13 protein-coding genes are annotated in these 17,613 nt (G+C 58.9%); 1 reads left to right on the plus strand and 12 read right to left on the minus strand.

Annotated features, from left to right (window positions below):
* Positions 1-41 precede the first annotated feature (41 nt).
* The 4 genes from mazG to cysM are packed head-to-tail and all read right to left on the minus strand — an operon-like array spanning position 42 to position 5,460.
* Positions 42-896 (minus strand): nucleoside triphosphate pyrophosphohydrolase, encoded by an 855-nt coding sequence (gene mazG, locus K0B93_RS17185; protein WP_219868488.1) that lies wholly within the window; start codon positions 894-896, stop codon positions 42-44.
* Positions 893-3,130 (minus strand): GTP diphosphokinase, encoded by a 2,238-nt coding sequence (relA, locus tag K0B93_RS17190; protein ID WP_219868489.1) that lies wholly within the window; start codon positions 3,128-3,130, stop codon positions 893-895. Before relA ends, mazG begins: the two co-directional genes overlap by 4 nt.
* 57 nt (positions 3,131-3,187) lie before the next feature.
* Positions 3,188-4,537: a 23S rRNA (uracil(1939)-C(5))-methyltransferase RlmD gene (gene rlmD, locus K0B93_RS17195; protein WP_219868490.1), complete on the minus strand. Its 1,350-nt coding sequence runs from the start codon at positions 4,535-4,537 to the stop codon at positions 3,188-3,190.
* A gap of 29 nt (positions 4,538-4,566) precedes the next feature.
* Positions 4,567-5,460, minus strand: coding sequence for a cysteine synthase CysM (cysM, locus tag K0B93_RS17200; protein ID WP_219868491.1), 894 nt, complete (start codon positions 5,458-5,460; stop codon positions 4,567-4,569).
* A 224-nt stretch (positions 5,461-5,684) separates the two neighbouring features.
* Between cysM and K0B93_RS17205 the strand changes: the two genes are divergently transcribed.
* On the plus strand, positions 5,685-8,561 hold the full coding sequence (locus K0B93_RS17205) for an ATP-binding protein (RefSeq protein WP_219868492.1): 2,877 nt from the start codon (positions 5,685-5,687) through the stop codon (positions 8,559-8,561).
* Between the two features lie 22 nt (positions 8,562-8,583).
* Here the strand turns inward: K0B93_RS17205 and pdxJ are convergent, their stop codons facing one another.
* The 8 genes from pdxJ to K0B93_RS17245 all read right to left on the minus strand — a co-directional run bounded on the left by pdxJ (position 8,584) and on the right by K0B93_RS17245 (position 17,515).
* Complete coding sequence (gene pdxJ / locus K0B93_RS17210; protein WP_219868493.1) at positions 8,584-9,324, minus strand: pyridoxine 5'-phosphate synthase; 741 nt, start codon at positions 9,322-9,324, stop codon at positions 8,584-8,586.
* Positions 9,314-10,042, minus strand: a complete 729-nt coding sequence (gene recO, locus K0B93_RS17215; protein ID WP_219868494.1) for a DNA repair protein RecO — start codon at positions 10,040-10,042, stop codon at positions 9,314-9,316. The genes pdxJ and recO overlap by 11 nt, the downstream gene beginning before the upstream one ends.
* Positions 10,043-10,049: 7 nt before the next feature.
* Positions 10,050-10,967, minus strand: a complete 918-nt coding sequence (gene era, locus K0B93_RS17220; RefSeq protein ID WP_219868495.1) for a GTPase Era — start codon at positions 10,965-10,967, stop codon at positions 10,050-10,052.
* A complete protein-coding gene (gene rnc / locus K0B93_RS17225) occupies positions 10,967-11,656 on the minus strand; it encodes a ribonuclease III (protein WP_219868496.1) in 690 nt (229 codons plus the stop codon). The genes era and rnc overlap by 1 nt, the downstream gene beginning before the upstream one ends.
* Entirely contained in the window at positions 11,653-12,042 is a 390-nt protein-coding gene (locus K0B93_RS17230; RefSeq protein WP_219868497.1) for a DUF4845 domain-containing protein, read from the minus strand. Before K0B93_RS17230 ends, rnc begins: the two co-directional genes overlap by 4 nt.
* A gap of 27 nt (positions 12,043-12,069) precedes the next feature.
* Positions 12,070-12,870 carry a signal peptidase I gene (gene lepB / locus K0B93_RS17235; protein ID WP_219868498.1) on the minus strand — a complete coding sequence of 267 codons (801 nt, stop codon included), beginning with the start codon at positions 12,868-12,870 and terminating at the stop codon, positions 12,070-12,072.
* 11 nt (positions 12,871-12,881) lie between these two features.
* On the minus strand, positions 12,882-14,684 hold the full coding sequence (gene lepA, locus K0B93_RS17240) for a translation elongation factor 4 (RefSeq protein WP_219868499.1): 1,803 nt from the start codon (positions 14,682-14,684) through the stop codon (positions 12,882-12,884).
* Between the two features lie 104 nt (positions 14,685-14,788).
* Positions 14,789-17,515 (minus strand): EAL domain-containing protein, encoded by a 2,727-nt coding sequence (locus tag K0B93_RS17245; RefSeq protein WP_219868500.1) that lies wholly within the window; start codon positions 17,513-17,515, stop codon positions 14,789-14,791.
* Positions 17,516-17,613 lie beyond the last annotated feature (98 nt).

Here is a 17,613-nt window from a genome sequence, read left to right on the forward strand (position 1 = left end):
AACCTGGTAATTGGTAACGGATTGTACTTACCGTTGCCCTATTATCTGTTCCCGGAGCTCCCCTTTTCCACGCCCTTGACCGCTTGCCACACGGCGTCCAGCGCTTCGAGGGATTCCTCGTCCATGTCGCGGCCTTCTCGCGTGAGCACCCTCTCAATCGCCCGGAACCGGGCATCAAATTTGTGATTGGTGCGCTTGAGGGCCTGCTCGGGATTAACCTTCATGAAGCGTGCCAGATTCACACACACAAACAGCAGGTCACCCAGCTCATCCTCGACCGCATCCGGATCACCGGTTCCGCTCTGGGCGGCATGCCAGGCTTCCTTGAGCTCATCGATTTCCTCGTGGAGCTTGTCGAATACCGGGCCAATTTCCGGCCAGTCGAAACCGTGCCTGGCCGCCCGCTTCTGAAGCTTTTCTGCGCGCGCCATCGCCGGTAGGGTCCGGGCGATGCCATCAAGCCGACTGACGGGCGCATCCGAAGGCGGAACCAGTGCTCTCTCCTCGGCTTTAATACGCTCCCAGCTTTCCTTGATCCAGGACTCATCGGGCCGATTGTCCGGATCGATCCGACTGTCCAGCGTACCCTCTGGAAACACGTGGGGGTGGCGCCGGACCAGTTTGCGAACCAGGTTGTCGACCACGCCATCGAAATCAAAATGCCCATCCTCCTTCCCCATCTGGGTATAGAAGATCACCTGAAACAGCAAATCCCCGAGTTCATCCTTGAGATGGGGGTAGTCCTCCCGCTCGATGGCATCGGCGACTTCATAGGCCTCCTCCAGCGTGTGCGGAACAATGGTTCCGTAGGTCTGCTTTGTGTCCCAGGGACAGCCGGTTTCCGGATCCCTGAGACGCGCCATCAGGGTTTTCAGGTCGTCTATGGAATAGCTCATCCGCGCTTGCGCCTCACGTCGATGATATTGGGCAGGTTGCGAATCTGTGCCAGCAGCCGGGCCAGTTGTTCGAGGCTGGATATCTCCACCGTCACCGTCATGGTTGCCGTGTTCTCATCCTGGTTGGTCAGGGTATTAAGGGCCAGGACATCACTCTTTGAAGCCGAGAGCACTTGGGTAATGTCCCGCAACAGCCCGGAGCGATCATAGGCCTCGATCTGAATATCCACCGGATACACGGCCGCGGGCTGACCGCCCCAGCTGACTTCGATAATCCGGTTGGGCTCAAACTCCCGAAGGTTCAGAAAAGTCAGGCAATCCTGACGGTGCACAGTCACCCCCCGGCCGACGGTGATGTAACCACCAATGGGATCCCCGGGAAGTGGCTTGCAGCATTTGGCCACCTGGGTCTTGAGCTTCCCGACGCCCTGTATCTGGATATCGGTTGCGGTGTCGTAGGGCTTGTGGCGTTGGGCACTGAACTTCAGATCCAGTTGCTCGGATTTGGGCTCCAGCATCTGCTGGGCAACATGCGCGACATGGGCCGGCCGGAGATCACCGGCGCCGATGGCGGCAAACATGTCCTCCGAACCGTGATAGTTCACCTTTTCCGCCAGATCGTTCAAATTGACGTCATACAGTGACAGCCGCTTGAATTCGTCCTCAAGAATGGCTCGCCCATCGATGACATTGCGACCGCGGTCTTGCTGTTTGAACCAGTGGGTCACCTTGGCCCGGGCGCGGGACGTCTGAACGTAACCCAGGCTCGGATTCAGCCAATCCCGGCTGGGTGCCGGGTTGTTCGAGGTAAGGATGAAAATCTGATCGCCGGTTTTCAGCGGGTACGTCAGCGGCACAATCCGGTTGTTGACCCGCGCGCCGCGGCAGGCGTGACCGATCTCCGTGTGAACCCGGTACGCAAAGTCGACCGGTGTTGCGCCCTGGGGCAGATCCACCACGTGTCCTTCCGGGGTAAACACGTAAACCCGGTCCGACGCGACATCCGATTTCAGGTGGTCGGCAAGGCCCGAGAGGTCTCCCAGATCTTCCTGCCATTCCAATACCTGACGCAGCCAGTTGATCTTGGCGTCGTAGCCGGTAGATTTGTTCCCCCTGTCGGTGCCCTTGTACAGCCAGTGAGCACAGACGCCCAGCTCTGCTTCCTCATGCATTTTATGGGTACGGATCTGGACTTCCATCACCTTGCCCTCGGGGCCAATCACGGCGGTGTGCAGCGACTGGTAACCGTTTTCCTTGGGATTGGCGATGTAATCGTCAAATTCGTTGGGGATATGGCGCCACAGACTGTGAACAATCCCCAGTGCGGCGTAGCAGTCGCGGACCTCGGGCACCAGAATCCTGACCGCTCGCACATCGTAGACCTGGGAGAAGTCGATGCCCTTGCGCCGCATTTTCCGCCAGATGCTGTAGATGTGCTTGGCCCGGCCCGACAGGTCCCCGACGATACCGGAGGCGTCCAGTTCCTTGTGCAGAGCGTCAATGACACGTCTGATGTAATCGTCCCGATCCAGCCGCTTTTCATCCAGCAACTTGGCGATTTTCTTGTAGGCAGTCTCGTGCAGGTACCGGAAGGACAGGTCCTCCAGTTCCCACTTGATATGACCAATCCCGAGTCGGTGGGCTAGCGGGGCGTATATGTCGAACACCTCGCGCGCCACCCGCATACGCTTTTCTTCCGGCGCATTCTTCACCGCCCGGATCGCGCAGGTACGTTCAGCGAGTTTGATCAGGGCAACCCGAACGTCGTCGATCATGGTGACCAGCATTTTGCGGACGTTGTCGAGCTGGCCCTCACTCTGCCCCAGGACATTGCCCTTGAGCGGATGATGGATGGACGAGATGGCCGCCATCTGCTGGACACCGTTGATCAGCCCGGCAATTTCGTCGCCGAATTCCTTGCGCACGTTATCCAGCGGCACCCGCTCCTCGCGAACGGCCCGGTAGAGAATCGCGGCAACCAGGCTGGCCTGGTCCAGGTGCAACTCCGCCAGAACCTGTGCCATTTCAATGCCGATTCGGAAACTGCTGGACCCCGGTGCCCAGAGTCGGTCCTCGCGAAATGCCTGAAGATCAATCTCCGCCGCCTTTTCGCAAGCTTTGCGAAACTGATCGACATCGTCCAGATGGGTCTGAGCAGCGATTGTCTGGACCCATCTTTCGATGTCCACCTCGCCGTCACCGGTTAATGCATAATCTTCGCGAACTTTTACCATATCGGTTTTGCCATTTCTGCTGGTTCCCGCACCCATCCCTGGGACATATCTGTTCCGTCAGCCGGAATCCCGCTCAAATAGGGCGATGGATTCAACATGAGTGGTATGGGGGAACATGTCCATCACACCGGCACGCACAAGCCGATAGCCGTTGCGCACCATAACTCCCGCATCCCGTGCCAGGGTTGCCGGGTTGCACGATACGTAGACGATCCGGTTAGCTCCAAACGCGGTCAGGTATTTGCAGATTTCTTCCGCACCGGAACGCGGCGGGTCAATCAGGATCTTGTCAAACCCCTCTTTCGCCCAGCTCTGGCCGGTGAAGTCCCCGTGCAGATCGGCACCGTGAAAAGCCACGTTTTCCAGGCCGTTCAGTGCCGCATTTTCCCGGCCGCGAACCACCATCGCATCATCCCCTTCCACGCCGACGACCTGACCACCTTTTCGCGCAAGCGGCAGCGTAAAATTGCCGAGTCCGCAGAACAGATCAAGCACCCTTTCTCCGGGCTGGACATCCAGCCATTCGACAGCCCTGTGTACCATGGTGCGATTGATACCTGCATTGACCTGGGTAAAGTCCATGGGATGAAATTTCATGGTCAGGTCGAATTCGTCAAGCCGGTAACTGAGGCGCTCGTCTTCATGGCCCGCGGATACAGGCCAGATCCGGTGCACCGTATCCGGCCCCTTCGGCTGCAGGTAGATATGCAAATCGTGGGCCTGACCAAACGCGACAAGCCGGCTCCGGTCGTCCTCGCTCAGGTCGTCCATGTTGCGAAAGACCATGACTGCCTCGTCATCACCGCACGCCACTTCGACCTGCGGGATGCGATTGTAGGCATCGAGGCCGTGGAGCAGTTCGCGCAGCGGCAGAATCCGTTCACCAATTCGGGGATCCAGAACGACACACCGGTCTATGTCAGTGAGGAAGCTGTTCCGCTTCTCGCGAAAACCTACCAGCACCGACTCCCGCGCCGGAACGTAACGGACGCCCAAACGGGCCTTTCGGCGGTAGCCCAGAGTGTTTTCCGAGCGCATCGGAGCCACCCACTCTTCCGGCTCTATGCCTCCAAAATGGGCAAAATGTTCCCGCAGCGTATCCTCCTTGAACCGGATCTGGGCGTCGCCGCTCATGTGCTGAAGGCTGCAGCCACCGCACAGATCGGCAAAGTCACATGGGGGCGTCTGGCGTTCCGCAACGCTCTCAAGCACCTCCAGGGTTCGCAGCTCGTCAAACTTGCTGCGGGTGCCCACCATTTTGGCCATGACGGTTTCACCCGGCAGGGCGCCGTCCACGAACTGGGTTTTGCCGTCCTGACGGGCAATACCCCGCCCATCGTGACTCAGCTTCTCGATGTCGCAGCGCACGGGCTCTTTGGGAAGAGCCTTCCGGCGTCGTCTACTCATACTGGTTACTCTTGATGAAAGGGTCCGGTTCAGGCGCCCGGGAAGACGCCGGTGGACAGATAGCGGTCGCCGCGATCACAGATGATGGCAACGATAACGGCGTTTTCAACCTGTTCGGAAAGTTTCAGTGCTGCGGCGATGGAGCCCCCGGACGACACGCCGCAGAATATCCCTTCCTCCGAAGCCAGGGCACGCATGGTATTCTCCGCCTCTTCCTGGCCGATATCGAGCACCTGATCCACCCGCGTGGCGTCGTAGATTTTGGGCAGGTATTCCTCCGGCCAGCGACGGATTCCGGGGATGGCCGCTCCTTCCTTCGGCTGCAGCCCGATAATGCGGATATCCGGGTTGCGCTCTTTCAGGTACCGGGAAACCCCCATGATCGTCCCGGTCGTACCCATGGAACTCACGAAGTGGGTTACCCGGCCCTCGGTCTGGCTCCAGATTTCCGGCCCCGTCGTGCGGTAATGAGCGAGGGGATTGTCGGCATTGCTGAACTGGTCCAGCACCTTGCCTTTACCCTCGACTTCCATCTGCAACGCCAGGTCCCTGGCCGTCTCCATCCCTTCTTCCTTGCTCACGGTAACGATTTCCGCGCCATAGGCCCGCATGGAGGCCCGCCGTTCTTCACTCATGTTCGCCGGCATGATCAGCACCATCCGGTAGCCCTTGATGGCGGCGGCCATGGCAAGTGCAATACCGGTATTACCGCTGGTTGCCTCGATCAGGGTGTCGCCCGGCTTGATCTCGCCACGACGCTCGGCTTCCTGGATCATACTGATCGCCGGCCGGTCTTTCACGGAACCCGCCGGGTTATTGCCTTCGAGCTTGGCGAGAATCGTGTTGGAGGTCTCACCGGGGAGACGTTGCAGGCGAACCAGTGGGGTATGCCCGACATAATCTTCAATCGTGGGGAAATTCATATCATTACCCTGTGGTACACTTTTGCGTTCGCATGATACTCGTTATGACCGCAGTCTCCCAATACAGCTTCTAGCTATATCCATGACCCGTGGCTATAACCAAATCACGATATCAGGTGGCCGTGGGACTAATACCTCAGTCAATGGCCTCCGGATCATCTATTCTGACAGGGACGTGACTCCGGAATTGCTCCCGGGGCCGAGGCAATAAATCAGGAACAGGTATGCGACGCTGGGGCATTCGCAAAAAAGTACTGGTAGTGACGCTGGTCCCTACCCTGCTCACCACACTCATGCTGGGTATGTTTTTTACCTACAGCTGGGTGAAAAACATCGAGAGCCTGCTCAAAGACCGGGGAGAGTCGCTCTCCCGCCAGTTGGCTGCCGGCTCCGAATACGGTCTGTTCACCGCCAACCGCAGCCTCTTGAGCAGCCTTTCCAATGCCCTGCTGGAAGAGCAGGATGTCCGCTCCATTACCTTCTTCGGCAGCGACGGTGCCAGGCTTCTGCATACCGGGCCAGGCAGCTCCGATTCCATCACGGCGGACGAACTGCCGACCGAAACGGCGACCAGCGTGCGCCGGGAAAACAGTACCCGATTTGTCACCCCGGTCACGCTGCAAGACCTGATGCTCGAAACCATTCTCGACCCCGATGCCCGGGAATCGATGGCCCAGCCAGACGCTCCATTAGGCTGGGTAGCGGTCGAGATGTCCCACGTCCGGACCGAAAAGGAAACTTACAAGGCCCTGTTGATTTCGCTGTTGCTGGTGCTCGGGGGGGTGGTCATCAGCCTCGCCATCGCCCTCCGGCTCAGTCGAGCCTTCACCAACCCGGTCTTCGAACTGAATGAAGCCGTGGCCAAACTCAAAGAGGGCAAGCTCGATACCCGGGTATTCACCGGGGCCGGCCCCGAATTCGAGCAACTCGAATCCGGTCTGAACGCCATGGCCGAGGAGTTGAGCAAGGCCCAGGCCGAGATGCAGCAGAACATTGACCAGGCAACGGAAGATCTCCGGGAAACTCTCGAGACCATCGAGATCCAGAACATAGAGCTGGACTTTGCCCGCAAGGAGGCGCTCGAAGCCAGCCGAATCAAGTCCGAATTCCTGGCGAACATGTCCCATGAAATCCGCACTCCGCTGAATGGCATCATCGGGTTCACCGAACTGCTTCTCAAAAGCCCACTACCCCGCCAGCAACGGGACCATCTGAGCACCATCCGCAAGTCCTCGGAGATTCTGCTGACGATCATCAACGACATCCTGGACTTCTCCAAGATTGAGGCTGGCAAGCTGATCCTTGATCGCGTCCCCTTCCAGCTTCGCGATATTGTCGAAGAAGTGATGGTCATGTTGGCGCCGGCAGCCCACGCCAAGAACCTGGATCTGGTGCCTCTGGTATACAACGACGTGCCCGACAACATCATGGGAGATCCGTTGCGGGTGAAACAAGTGATTACCAACCTGGTCAACAACGCGATCAAGTTCACCCAGACCGGTGAAGTGGTGCTTCGGGCAAGCCTCGAAGAAGAGGAAAAAGACAGCAACCGGGTCACCCTCAAGCTGAGTATCACCGATTCCGGCGTGGGACTGTCCCGGGCCCAGCAGCAGTCCCTGTTCAATGCCTTCAGCCAGGCCGACGCATCCACCGCCCGGCAGTATGGAGGCACCGGCCTCGGGCTGGCCATTTCCAAACGGCTGGTGGAGGAGATGGGCGGCAAGATCGGTTTGGAAAGCGAACTGGGCAAGGGCTCCACGTTCTGGTTCACCCTGACCTCCGAGCTTTCCGCCACCGGCGAAGCCATTGCCCCCAGGGACGCCCTTCGTGGCGAGCGGGTTATCTATCTCGAGCAACAGAAAACCACGGGCCTGGCGGTAGAGCACCTGCTCAAGGACTGGGGCATGACCGTTGACCGGGTGGCTTCACCCGCTGCCATGCAGGAACAGATTGAAGAGGCCCAGAAGAGCCAGGCCGGGTACGCCCTGGCCATTATCGGGATTACCCGGCACCTGCTGAATTCCAGCCAGTACTGCGGGCTGGTACGCACCCTCGAGATCGAGCGGGATTGCCGCACCCTGCTGCTGACCCCCACCCTTGAGACCCACGACAGCGCACTCTCCGGCCTCGCCAGCGGCCACCTGAGCAAACCTGTCTGCCGGGATGCATTCTACGAGGAACTGCTGCTCCTCGTGCACGGCATCAGCTCCGGTGGGCGAATGGCGCTGGACTACGACAGTTCGGTGGCCCGTCTTCCAGCAGGTAACGTGCCCAGAGTATTGGCGGTGGACGACAACGACGCCAACCTGAAACTGGTGATGACCCTGCTGAACGACTTTCAGATTGAAGCCGAGGGCGCATCCAGCGGATTCGAGGCGTTGAGCAAGGCCCGGCAGAAACCTTTTGACCTGGTCTTCATGGATCTGCAAATGCCGGGGATGGACGGCGTGGAAACGACCTCCCGGTTGCGTGACATGGACCCCACCTCTCACCGAACTCCAATCATTGCCCTGACGGCCCACGCCCTCGCCGACGAACAGGAGCGCCTGATTCAGCAGGGTTTTGACGGCTACATGCCGAAACCCATCAGCAGCGCCCAGTTGACTGACATCATCCGCGATTACACCGGTTATGTATGCACCAGGCCCGATCGCGAAGACCAGATTCTGGTACCCGAGGTTCGGGATACCCGGCGCGCCATGCGGCCATCCACACGCAAGATGCAGCAGGACTGTGTCAGTATCCAGGAAAGCATTCAGCTCGCCGCCGGCAAGGCAGATCTTGCCGAGGAGCTGTTCAGCATGCTGCTTGAGCAGATGCGAAGTGACCAGTCGAGGGTGGAAGGGTTCTGGAACAACGGCGACCTGGACGGCCTGCTGGAGTGCGTGCACAAGCTGCACGGGGCAACCCGCTACTGCGGGGTTCCAGAGCTTCGGGCCGCCGCGAACCGTCTTGAAACAGCGCTGAAATGTTCGGCGCCGGACATCGAGCACCAGAAAGACCAACTGGTCTCAGCCATGGAGCGCCTGCAGATCTGGAGCGACCAGACCGACTGGCAACTACTCTTCCGGGAACAGCATCAGCAAACGGAAACGACCTGAAGACCGGGGTTACCGGCGCCAGTCAGATTCTGCCACGGGCCTGATCCAGAATCGCCTTCATATCACGGACCGCTTCTTTCAGCCCGGTAAACACGGCCCGGGCGATGATGGCGTGTCCGATGTTGAGCTCGTTGATTCCGGAAATCGCAGCCACCCGCTCGGTGTTGTGATAGTGCAGGCCATGACCTGCATTGACGATCAACCCCTTTTTCCGGGCGTAGGCCACGGCGTCGGCGATAACCTTGAAGGCGGCTTCGGTTTCACCGGCGGTCTTCGCTTCCGCGTATTCACCGGTATGCAGCTCGACAACCGGTGCGCCACAACGGACGGCTGCATCGATCTGGATCGGATCCGGGTCGATGAACAGCGACACTTCCGATCCGAGTCGGGCAAGACGCTCGCACGCCTTGGCCACCCTCGTTTCCTGACCTTCGACATCCAGACCGCCTTCGGTGGTCAGTTCCTCGCGTTTCTCCGGCACCAGGCACACACATTCCGGCCGGACCTGCTCGGCAAACGCCAGCATGGCGTCGGTCACCGCCATTTCGAGGTTCATCTTGGTCTGCAGTGTCTCCCGGAGCAGGAGCACATCCCGATCCTGAATGTGACGCCGATCCTCTCGAGGATGGATGGTGATGCCGTCTGCGCCGGCTTCCTCCGCCACCAGTGCGGCCTGAACCGGATCCGGGTAGCGCGTCCCCCGAGCCTGGCGCAGTGTGGCCACATGATCGATGTTGACGCCGAGTAGGACTCTAGGATTCATGCCGTTCTCCCCGAAGGTGACTGAATAAACTGCGACTGTGCAGGGGCCGTCCCTGCAGAAGATAATCGGTTAGTACCCGCATTACCCGCTTGGCGGTACGCCGGGACGAATCCGATTCCAGATCCCCCGACGCCAGGGCCAGTAACACGTCCCCGGACAGGTTCTGCAGCCGGGTGCCCGGCCCCGGAGACGCCACAATACCCTGCTCGGGGTCATAACAATACGGCTGGCCCGGCTCGACGGTTCGTCCGGTATCCGTTACCAGGTCCCAGGCAAAATCAAAGCCGAGCGCGGCCGCAAAGGCGCGCTCAAATCGACGCAACACGGGTTCAACGTCGGTCGTTTCGGCCAGTTCCGCGAGTGCATCGATGTAGGCAGCAAACAGTGTCGGATGCGGATCCACCGCCGGCATGACGCGCTGCAGAAGCTCATTCAGGTAAAGACCGCTATAGAGCGAAGCCGTGCGATGCAAGGAAGGCCCGCTGCGCACTTCAACATTGGTGAGCGTCTTCAGGTCCCCTCGTCCGGTCCAGTCCAGCATTAATGGCTGGAACGGCTGCAACTGAGCCTTTAGGGGACTCTTGGCGCTGTTGGCACCGCGGGCGATGACCGTCATACGCCCACGGTTGAGGGTGAACACGTCCACCATAAGACTGGTTTCCCGCCAGGGCCGGCGGTGAATCACGTAGGCGGGCTCCTGCTGCTCCGGCCCCCTCATAGACGCCTCAGAGGTCGTTCATCCCGAGGCTTTTCAGGGCCCGGTCGCTGTCGGCCCAGCCCCTCTTGACCTTGACCCAGAGCCGCAACATGATTTTGCTGTCAAACAGCCGCTCCATATCGGCCCGGGCTTCCTGGCCAATCCGGCGCAGGCGCTCTCCCTTGTCACCGATCATGATCTTTTTCTGTCCTTCCCGCTCGACCAGGATCAGTGCAGAGATATGCAGGGTCTTACCTTCGCGCTTGAATTCCTCAATCTCCACCGCAACGGAATACGGCAGCTCGGCGCCCAGTTGGCGGGTAATCTTCTCACGCACGATCTCCGACGCCAGAAAACGCTCGCTACGGTCGGTGATCTGATCATCGGGATAGAAGTGGACACTTTCCGGCAGAAACCGGCCAACGGCTTCTTCCAGTGGCTCCAGGTTGTTTTCCTTCAGCGCGGACAAGGGAATGATCTCCGCGAAATCGCGCTTCTTGGACAGCATGTCCAGGTGCGGCAACAGGGTTTCCCGCTTCTCAATCTTGTCAACCTTGTTCACCGCGAGGATGACCGGGCATTTGAGCTTGCTGAGTTTCTCCAGAACCAGTTCATCGGCGGTCGTCCAGTACAGCTGGTCGACGACGAAGATCACCACATCGACATCAATCAGCGCAGACGTCGCGGCCTTGTTCATGTAACGGTTCAAGGCCCGGGGCTCTTCCTCGTGCATCCCCGGCGTATCCACGTAGACGGCCTGCACGGGTCCCAGGGTCTTGATGCCCAGCACCTGATGGCGGGTGGTTTGGGGCTTGCGCGAGGTGATACTCAGCTTCTGGCCGAGAATGTGGTTGAGCAATGTGGATTTGCCCACATTGGGTCGACCGACAATCGCCACAAAACCGCAGCGACTGTCCGGGTTTTCCGGACGGGTGATATCGTTCATTACTGGTTCTCCACGCCCAGCTCTTGCAGGGCGTTACGGGCTGCCTGTTGCTCGGCGACCCGGCGACTGCTGCCGGTTCCGGTCGTCTTACGGTCCAGCGAAGGCAACGCACAGGATACATGGAAAGTCTGGTTGTGGGCTTCGCCATCAACAGAAATAACGTCATAACGCGGTAATGGGAACTGACGGGATTGCAGGTACTCCTGCAGGCGGGTCTTCGGATCCTTCTGGGTATCCTGAAGGTCCAGTTTCTCGAGCCGCTGTTCAAACCATTGCAGAACCTTTTCCCGACAGGTATGGAAATCGCTGTCGAGATAAATCGCACCGATGATTGATTCCACCGCATCGGCGAGGATGGACTCCCGGCGGAAACCACCGCTTTTAAGCTCGCCCGAGCCCAGACGCAGGTAGTTGCCCAACTGGAACTCCCGCCCGATCTCGGCGAGAGTCACCCCCTTGACCATACGAGCACGCAACCGGCTCAGTTGGCCTTCCCGGGCCTTTTCAAAGTGCAGAAACAGGTACTCGGCAATCACCATGTTCACAATGGAGTCGCCCAGAAACTCCAGGCGCTCGTTATTCTGATTGCCATAACTGCGATGGGTAAGCGCCAGCATCAGCCGCTCGGGCGATTTGAACTGATAGCCTATGCGGCGCTGTAACTGATCCAGATCCGGTTGCGAACTCACTTGCCCTTCATCTCGTATTCATGCTTGAAGTGGACGACCGTATCCACATTACGGAAAAGATTGTTGCGGACTTCGTAGTCCACCAGGATCACAACGAACTCGCCGTTCTTTTCGACGGAGATATTCTTGGCATCAAAACCGCGCACGTTGTTCACACTCAGACGCTTGTTTATCAAGGTGCGCACCTGAGCCGGCCCCATGTTGGACAGACCTTCCGTCCCGTCCAGGCTTTCCAGTGCCTCCTGAATGGTGATGTCATCCAGGTAAACCGGGCCCAGCTTGATCAGCAGTGTCAGCAGGCCGCCGAAGAACAGCACCATGACCATGACCGTCAAAGCCGAGGCGCCGCCCTGTCGCCCCATGGCGGAGAGTTTGTTTTTCTTCATTGTTACTGCACTCCAGACTCGTTCGAATTACTCAATGCCGCCTACTCGATCAAAGGATGGCAGACTGGTAAGTGATTTCCAGTGCATCCAGATGCCGAAGGCCTTGCCCACCACCAGCTCGTCGGGAACCATGCCCCAATAGCGGCTGTCGTTGCTGTTATCGCGGTTATCGCCCATGACAAAGTAATGGTCCTGCGGCACGACCCATTCACCCTCGCCGGCCGCACCGGGACGGCCCATGGTCAGGAAGATATCGTGCTCCACTTCGCCGAGGTCTTCACGGCGCAATTCCACGGGAGGCAGACGGGCGACAAACCGGGTTTCGACCTTCTCACCGTTTATAAACAGCTGCTTGTCCCGGTAGCGAATCCGGTCGCCGGGCATCCCAACCACCCGTTTGATGTAGTTGGTCTCGCCGTCCTTCGGGTAGCGGAACACCATGACATCGCCGCGTTCCGGGTCGCCCACTTCCAGAACCTTGGTACCGGCAACGGGAAGGCGAAGACCGTAGGCATACTTGTTGACGAGGATGAAATCACCGACTTCGAGCGTCGGCAACATGGAACCGGATGGAATCTGGAAGGGCTCAACCAGAAACGACCGGAGCACCAGAACGATTGCCAACACCGGAAAGAACGACCGGCTAAGGTCAACCAGGTAAGGCTCCTTCGGCTCCTCAGTCTCGTCCGTAACCGCATCTTCGGCTGTCGTGCCGTTGGCGCGCGCCGCAGCCAGGCGGCGCTCTCTCAAGAACAGTTTGTCCGCCAGCCAGATCAGACCTGTGGCAAAGGTCAGAACAACCAGAACCAGGGGAAAATCAATATCCATCCAGGTGCCTTTTATTTATCCACTTGCAACACGGCCAGAAACGCTTCCTGAGGCACCTCGACATTACCCAGCTGCTTCATGCGTTTCTTACCCTCTTTCTGCTTCTGGAGCAGCTTCTTCTTCCGGCTAACGTCACCACCGTAACATTTGGCCGTTACGTTCTTGCGCAATGCCTTGACCGTCACCCTTGCCACCACCTGAGTGCCAATCGCAGCCTGAATGGCGATATCAAACATCTGCCTCGGGATCAGTTCCTTCATCTTGTCGATCAACTGACGCCCTTTGTAATGAGCCTGCTCCTTATGGACGATCAAGGCCAGGGCATCCACCCTCTCACCATTGATCAGGACGTCCAGACGGACCAGGTTGGCTGGCTGGAAACGCACAAAATGGTAGTCCAGCGAGGCAAAGCCCCGACTGGCCGATTTGATGCGGTCAAAGAAGTCCATCACCACTTCCGCCATCGGCAGCTCATAGGTGAGCTGCACCTGGGTGGACATGAAGTGCATGTTCTTCTGTACGCCCCGCTTTTCCTCACACAGTGCGATGACGTTACCCAAGTGCTCCTGGGGTACCAGGATGCTGGCCTCGACAATGGGCTCGCGCATTTCTTCGATGGACCCAATATCCGGCAGCCGGGACGGGTTGTCTACCGAGAGTGTCTCACCCTGCTTGGTAACCACCTCATAGATTACGGTCGGCGCCGTGGTAATCAGGTCAATGTCGTACTCGCGCTCAAGCCGTTCCTGGATGATTTCCATGTGCAGCATGCCAAGGAAGCCGCAGCGGAAGCCAAAACCAAGCGCATCGGAATTCTCGGGTTCAAAGAACAGGGAGGCATCGTTCAGGGTCAGCTTTTCCAGGGCATCCCGGAAATCGTCGTAATCGTCGGCACTGACCGGGAAGAGGCCCGCGTAGACCTGAGGCTTGACCTTCTTGAACCCCGGCAGCATCGGTGTTTCTTCGGCAAACTTCTGGTGTACGATGGTGTCGCCCACCGGAGCCCCGTGAATGTCCTTGATGCCCGCCACGACGAAGCCGACGTCGCCAGCTTCGAGAATATCGGTATCCTTGGGTTTCGGGTTAAAAATCCCGACCTTGTCCGCATTCCAGCTTTTGCCGGTGGACTTGATCACGATCTTGTCACCCTTTTTCAAGGTGCCCTCGGTCACCCGCACCAGCGACACCACACCCAGGTAGTTGTCGAACCAGGAATCAATAATCAGCGCCTGCAGCGGCGCCGCTCGGTCGCCCTTGGGCGGCGGAATCCGCTTGATCAGATCCTCCAGCACATCCTCCACACCGAGGCCGCTCTTGGCACTACAGCGCACGGCTTCTACCGCCTCAATCCCGATAATGTCCTCAATCTCTGCGGCCACGCGCTCGGGTTCGGCCTGGGGAAGATCCATCTTGTTCAGAACCGGAACCACCTCCAACCCCTGCTCGATCGCGGTATAACAGTTGGCCACGGACTGGGCTTCAACGCCCTGGCCGGCATCAACCACCAGCAAGGCGCCTTCGCAAGCGTAAAGGGAGCGGGAAACCTCGTAGGAGAAATCCACGTGTCCCGGAGTGTCGATAAAGTTCAGTTTGTATTCGTGACCGTCCTTCGCCGTGTAGTTGAGCGTCACGCTCTGGGCCTTGATGGTGATCCCACGCTCCCGCTCCAGATCCATGGAATCCAGGACCTGTTCGGCCATTTCCCGGTCCGTCAGGCCACCACAAATCTGGATAAAGCGATCTGCAAGGGTAGATTTACCATGGTCAATGTGGGCGATGATGGAGAAGTTACGGATTCGGCTCAGTTCAGTCACAGACAATGAATACTCATATAAGACGTAGGATTGAGCCCGGAAGGGCCGCTACCGGGATCCGGGAACGGCGTGATTTTACCGGTTACCGGCTGTCATTGCCATGATCAGGACATAAGCGGCTTTTCATACTGACGGATCAGGAAGCCGATCAGCGCGTCCTCATCCAGTGGATAACTGAACAGATTGCCCTGACACTGGGCGCACCCGGAGGACTTGAGGAAGCTGAGTTGCTGCGGTGTTTCGACACCTTCCGCCACAACCGTCAGGTGCAGTTTTCGGGCCAGGGCGATGACCGCAGACGCCACATCCGTGGCACTGACGTTGTACGGGATATCGCGGATAAACCGATGGTCAATCTTGATCACATCCAGCGGTAGCTGCTGCAGCGACACCAGTGAACAGGACCCCGTCCCGAAATCGTCCAGAATCAGACAGACACCGAGATCGTGCAGGGCAATCAGCAGCTCCCGGAGCGTCCGGGGGTCCTCATTCAGCAATTCCGCCGGCATTTCCAGTTCCAGCCGCTCCGGCGACACCCCGGTCTCGGTGATAACCTGCCGGATCATGTCCAGGAAACCGGAATCGGTGAGCTGCCGGACCGACAGGTTAACGGCCATCTTGAGGGATTCGAAGCCCGCCCGCTCAAGCGCCTGCACCTGAATACAGGCCTGGCGCAACGCCATTTCGCCCAGACGCACAATCAGACCGGTTTCCTCCGCGAGACCGATGAACTGCTGGGCCGATACCAGCCCCTTTTCAGGATGATGCCAGCGCAGGAAGGCCTCGACCCCAATCACCCGATCGGTCGCCAGATCCACCTTGGGCTGGTAATGCAGCACGAAGCGATCACCCTCCAGCGCCGTCGCCAGCTCTTCCTGCTGAAGCAGCCGGCGCGCGGCCTTGATGTTCATGGCGGGGGTAAAGAACTGGTAGGTGTTTCGACCCAGCTCCTTGGCCCGGTACATGGCCAGGTCGGCATACTTCATCAATGTCCCCGAATCCTCACTGTCGTGGGGAATCATGGTGATGCCGATACTGACGGTAATTCCGACTTCGTGGTCATTCAGGCGAATGCGCTGGCACAGACGACGCAGAATGGTCTCCGCCACCTTGCCTGCGGCATCGGGCCCGCTTATCCGGGACAGCAAGACTACAAACTCGTCCCCGCCCAGCCGGGCCACGGAATCCTCCTCACGCACGCAGCCCTCCAGCCACTCGGCCACCTGACACAGCAGCTCGTCTCCGGAGTCGTGGCCCAGGGTGTCATTGATTCGTTTGAAACCATCAAGGTCGAGGAGCATGAGCGCCGCGGGCTCGCCACTGCGACGGCTGCGACGCACGACATGATTGAGCCGATCACGGAATAGCTGGCGGTTCGCCAGCCCGGTCAGGGGATCGTAAAACGCCAGTCGGTGAAGTTCGGACTGGGCCGCTTTCAACTGTGTCAGATCCCTCAGGCTCAGCACCACACCGTTGACCCCCGGCACAGTCAACATGGCAGTGAACGTTCCCTCCATATCGCGCCACTGGCCACCCGCATCGCGGATCCGGGCACGAATCACCGGCATCTGTTTGCCCGGGGCCGCGATCGACTCATCAAACCCCTTCAGCAACTGAGGCCAGTCGTCGGCGTGCGCGAGGGATTCGAGCGCGAGTGCCTGCAACTTACCCGGATCAAAGCCAAGAATATCGAAACTGGACGGGCTGGCGTAGATGGCGTTCCCGCTCCGGTCCATGACCAGCGTAACGTTGGCGGCGCCCTCGGTAATCGCACGGTAGCGACCGGCGCTGATCTGCGCCATCAGGCGGGAGCGAATCAGCGCCAACACAAACAGGAACAGGAGCACGCTGATCACCAGACCGCTTCCCAGTACAATGGGGGGACGCGGGTCCGACGCCAGGAAATCGAAAGCCGGTGTTGAACGTGTCTGCAGAAGCCAGTCCCGACCACCGGCGGTAACCGTCTGGCTCATCTCGAAACTGAACTCGTTGTCCAGTGACCCAAGGTTGGAGCCATACATCAGGGTGTCCCTGCTGACCACGCCGTTGTCGTAGATGCGCACGTCGAGGAAGGGCGAGATTAACCCGACAATGCCATCAATCAGGTTATTCATCCGAAAGGCGCTGAACACATACCCGGCCAGCATCATGCGGCGCTCGGCCCGGATTTCCGGGACATTTCCTCCCTGATAGACCGGGTAGTACATCAGGAAACTCGCCTGATCCTCCGCAAGCTCCTCCTGGACCAGCACCACCTTGCCGGTCACCGTCGGGATCGCGTCATCCCGGGCCTGCTCCATGGCACGACGGTGGACCGGGTCACTGAAAGCATCATAGCCCAGAGCCCGGCGGTTTCGGTCAGTACCGGGCTCAAGGTACACCATGGGATAGTAATATGGGCCGGAACCCAGCGGGCTCACCAGATAGTTGTGGACACCGTCGGCACGGACTGACGCAATGTGGTCGGCCATCTGCCGCACACCAATACGCCGGACATAGCCAATGCCCTGAATGCCGGGGTAGTAACGGTTGATATCGACCTTGTCGACGTATTCACGCCATTGCTCCCGGGACACGTCTCCGGCTACTGCAAACAGGCCGGCACTACCCGCGAGCACCTGCTCGTAGTTCAACAAACGTTCTTCGATGGCGGTTTTGAGCTGCAGGGACTGGGTCCGGAAACGGGCCTGGGTCCGGTCGTCCACCAGGCGAATTGACACCTGCCAGAGCAATGTCGTGACCGCAATCACAACGGCAAAAACAAGCCACGCGACCCACGCGTTCCGAAATTCCAACAGCTGTCGGAGGGGTAGATCCTTTTTGTTCATCATCTGATCCGGTCCGTTCCATGGCCATGCTATTTTTTTGTGTCGCGAAAGTATAACAAAAGCCTCCGGACGTGTCGTTTTCAACACGCACCGGAGGCTTC

Source organism: Marinobacter sp. F4218 (genome assembly GCF_019443085.1).
Taxonomy (GTDB): domain Bacteria; phylum Pseudomonadota; class Gammaproteobacteria; order Pseudomonadales; family Oleiphilaceae; genus Marinobacter; species Marinobacter albus.

Bases quoted from the DNA above. Each gene is read 5' to 3' on its own strand.
- mazG (WP_219868488.1), bottom strand. From the start codon at position 896: ATGAGCTATTCCATAGACGACCTGAAAACCCTGATGGCGCGTCTCAGG.
- relA (WP_219868489.1), bottom strand. From the start codon at position 3,130: ATGGTAAAAGTTCGCGAAGATTATGCATTAACCGGTGACGGCGAGGTG.
- rlmD (WP_219868490.1), bottom strand. From the start codon at position 4,537: ATGAGTAGACGACGCCGGAAGGCTCTTCCCAAAGAGCCCGTGCGCTGC.
- cysM (WP_219868491.1), bottom strand. From the start codon at position 5,460: ATGAATTTCCCCACGATTGAAGATTATGTCGGGCATACCCCACTGGTT.
- K0B93_RS17205 (WP_219868492.1), top strand. From the start codon at position 5,685: ATGCGACGCTGGGGCATTCGCAAAAAAGTACTGGTAGTGACGCTGGTC.
- pdxJ (WP_219868493.1), bottom strand. From the start codon at position 9,324: ATGAATCCTAGAGTCCTACTCGGCGTCAACATCGATCATGTGGCCACA.
- recO (WP_219868494.1), bottom strand. From the start codon at position 10,042: ATGAGGGGGCCGGAGCAGCAGGAGCCCGCCTACGTGATTCACCGCCGG.
- era (WP_219868495.1), bottom strand. From the start codon at position 10,967: ATGAACGATATCACCCGTCCGGAAAACCCGGACAGTCGCTGCGGTTTT.
- K0B93_RS17230 (WP_219868497.1), bottom strand. From the start codon at position 12,042: ATGAAGAAAAACAAACTCTCCGCCATGGGGCGACAGGGCGGCGCCTCG.
- lepB (WP_219868498.1), bottom strand. From the start codon at position 12,870: ATGGATATTGATTTTCCCCTGGTTCTGGTTGTTCTGACCTTTGCCACA.
- K0B93_RS17245 (WP_219868500.1), bottom strand. From the start codon at position 17,515: ATGATGAACAAAAAGGATCTACCCCTCCGACAGCTGTTGGAATTTCGG.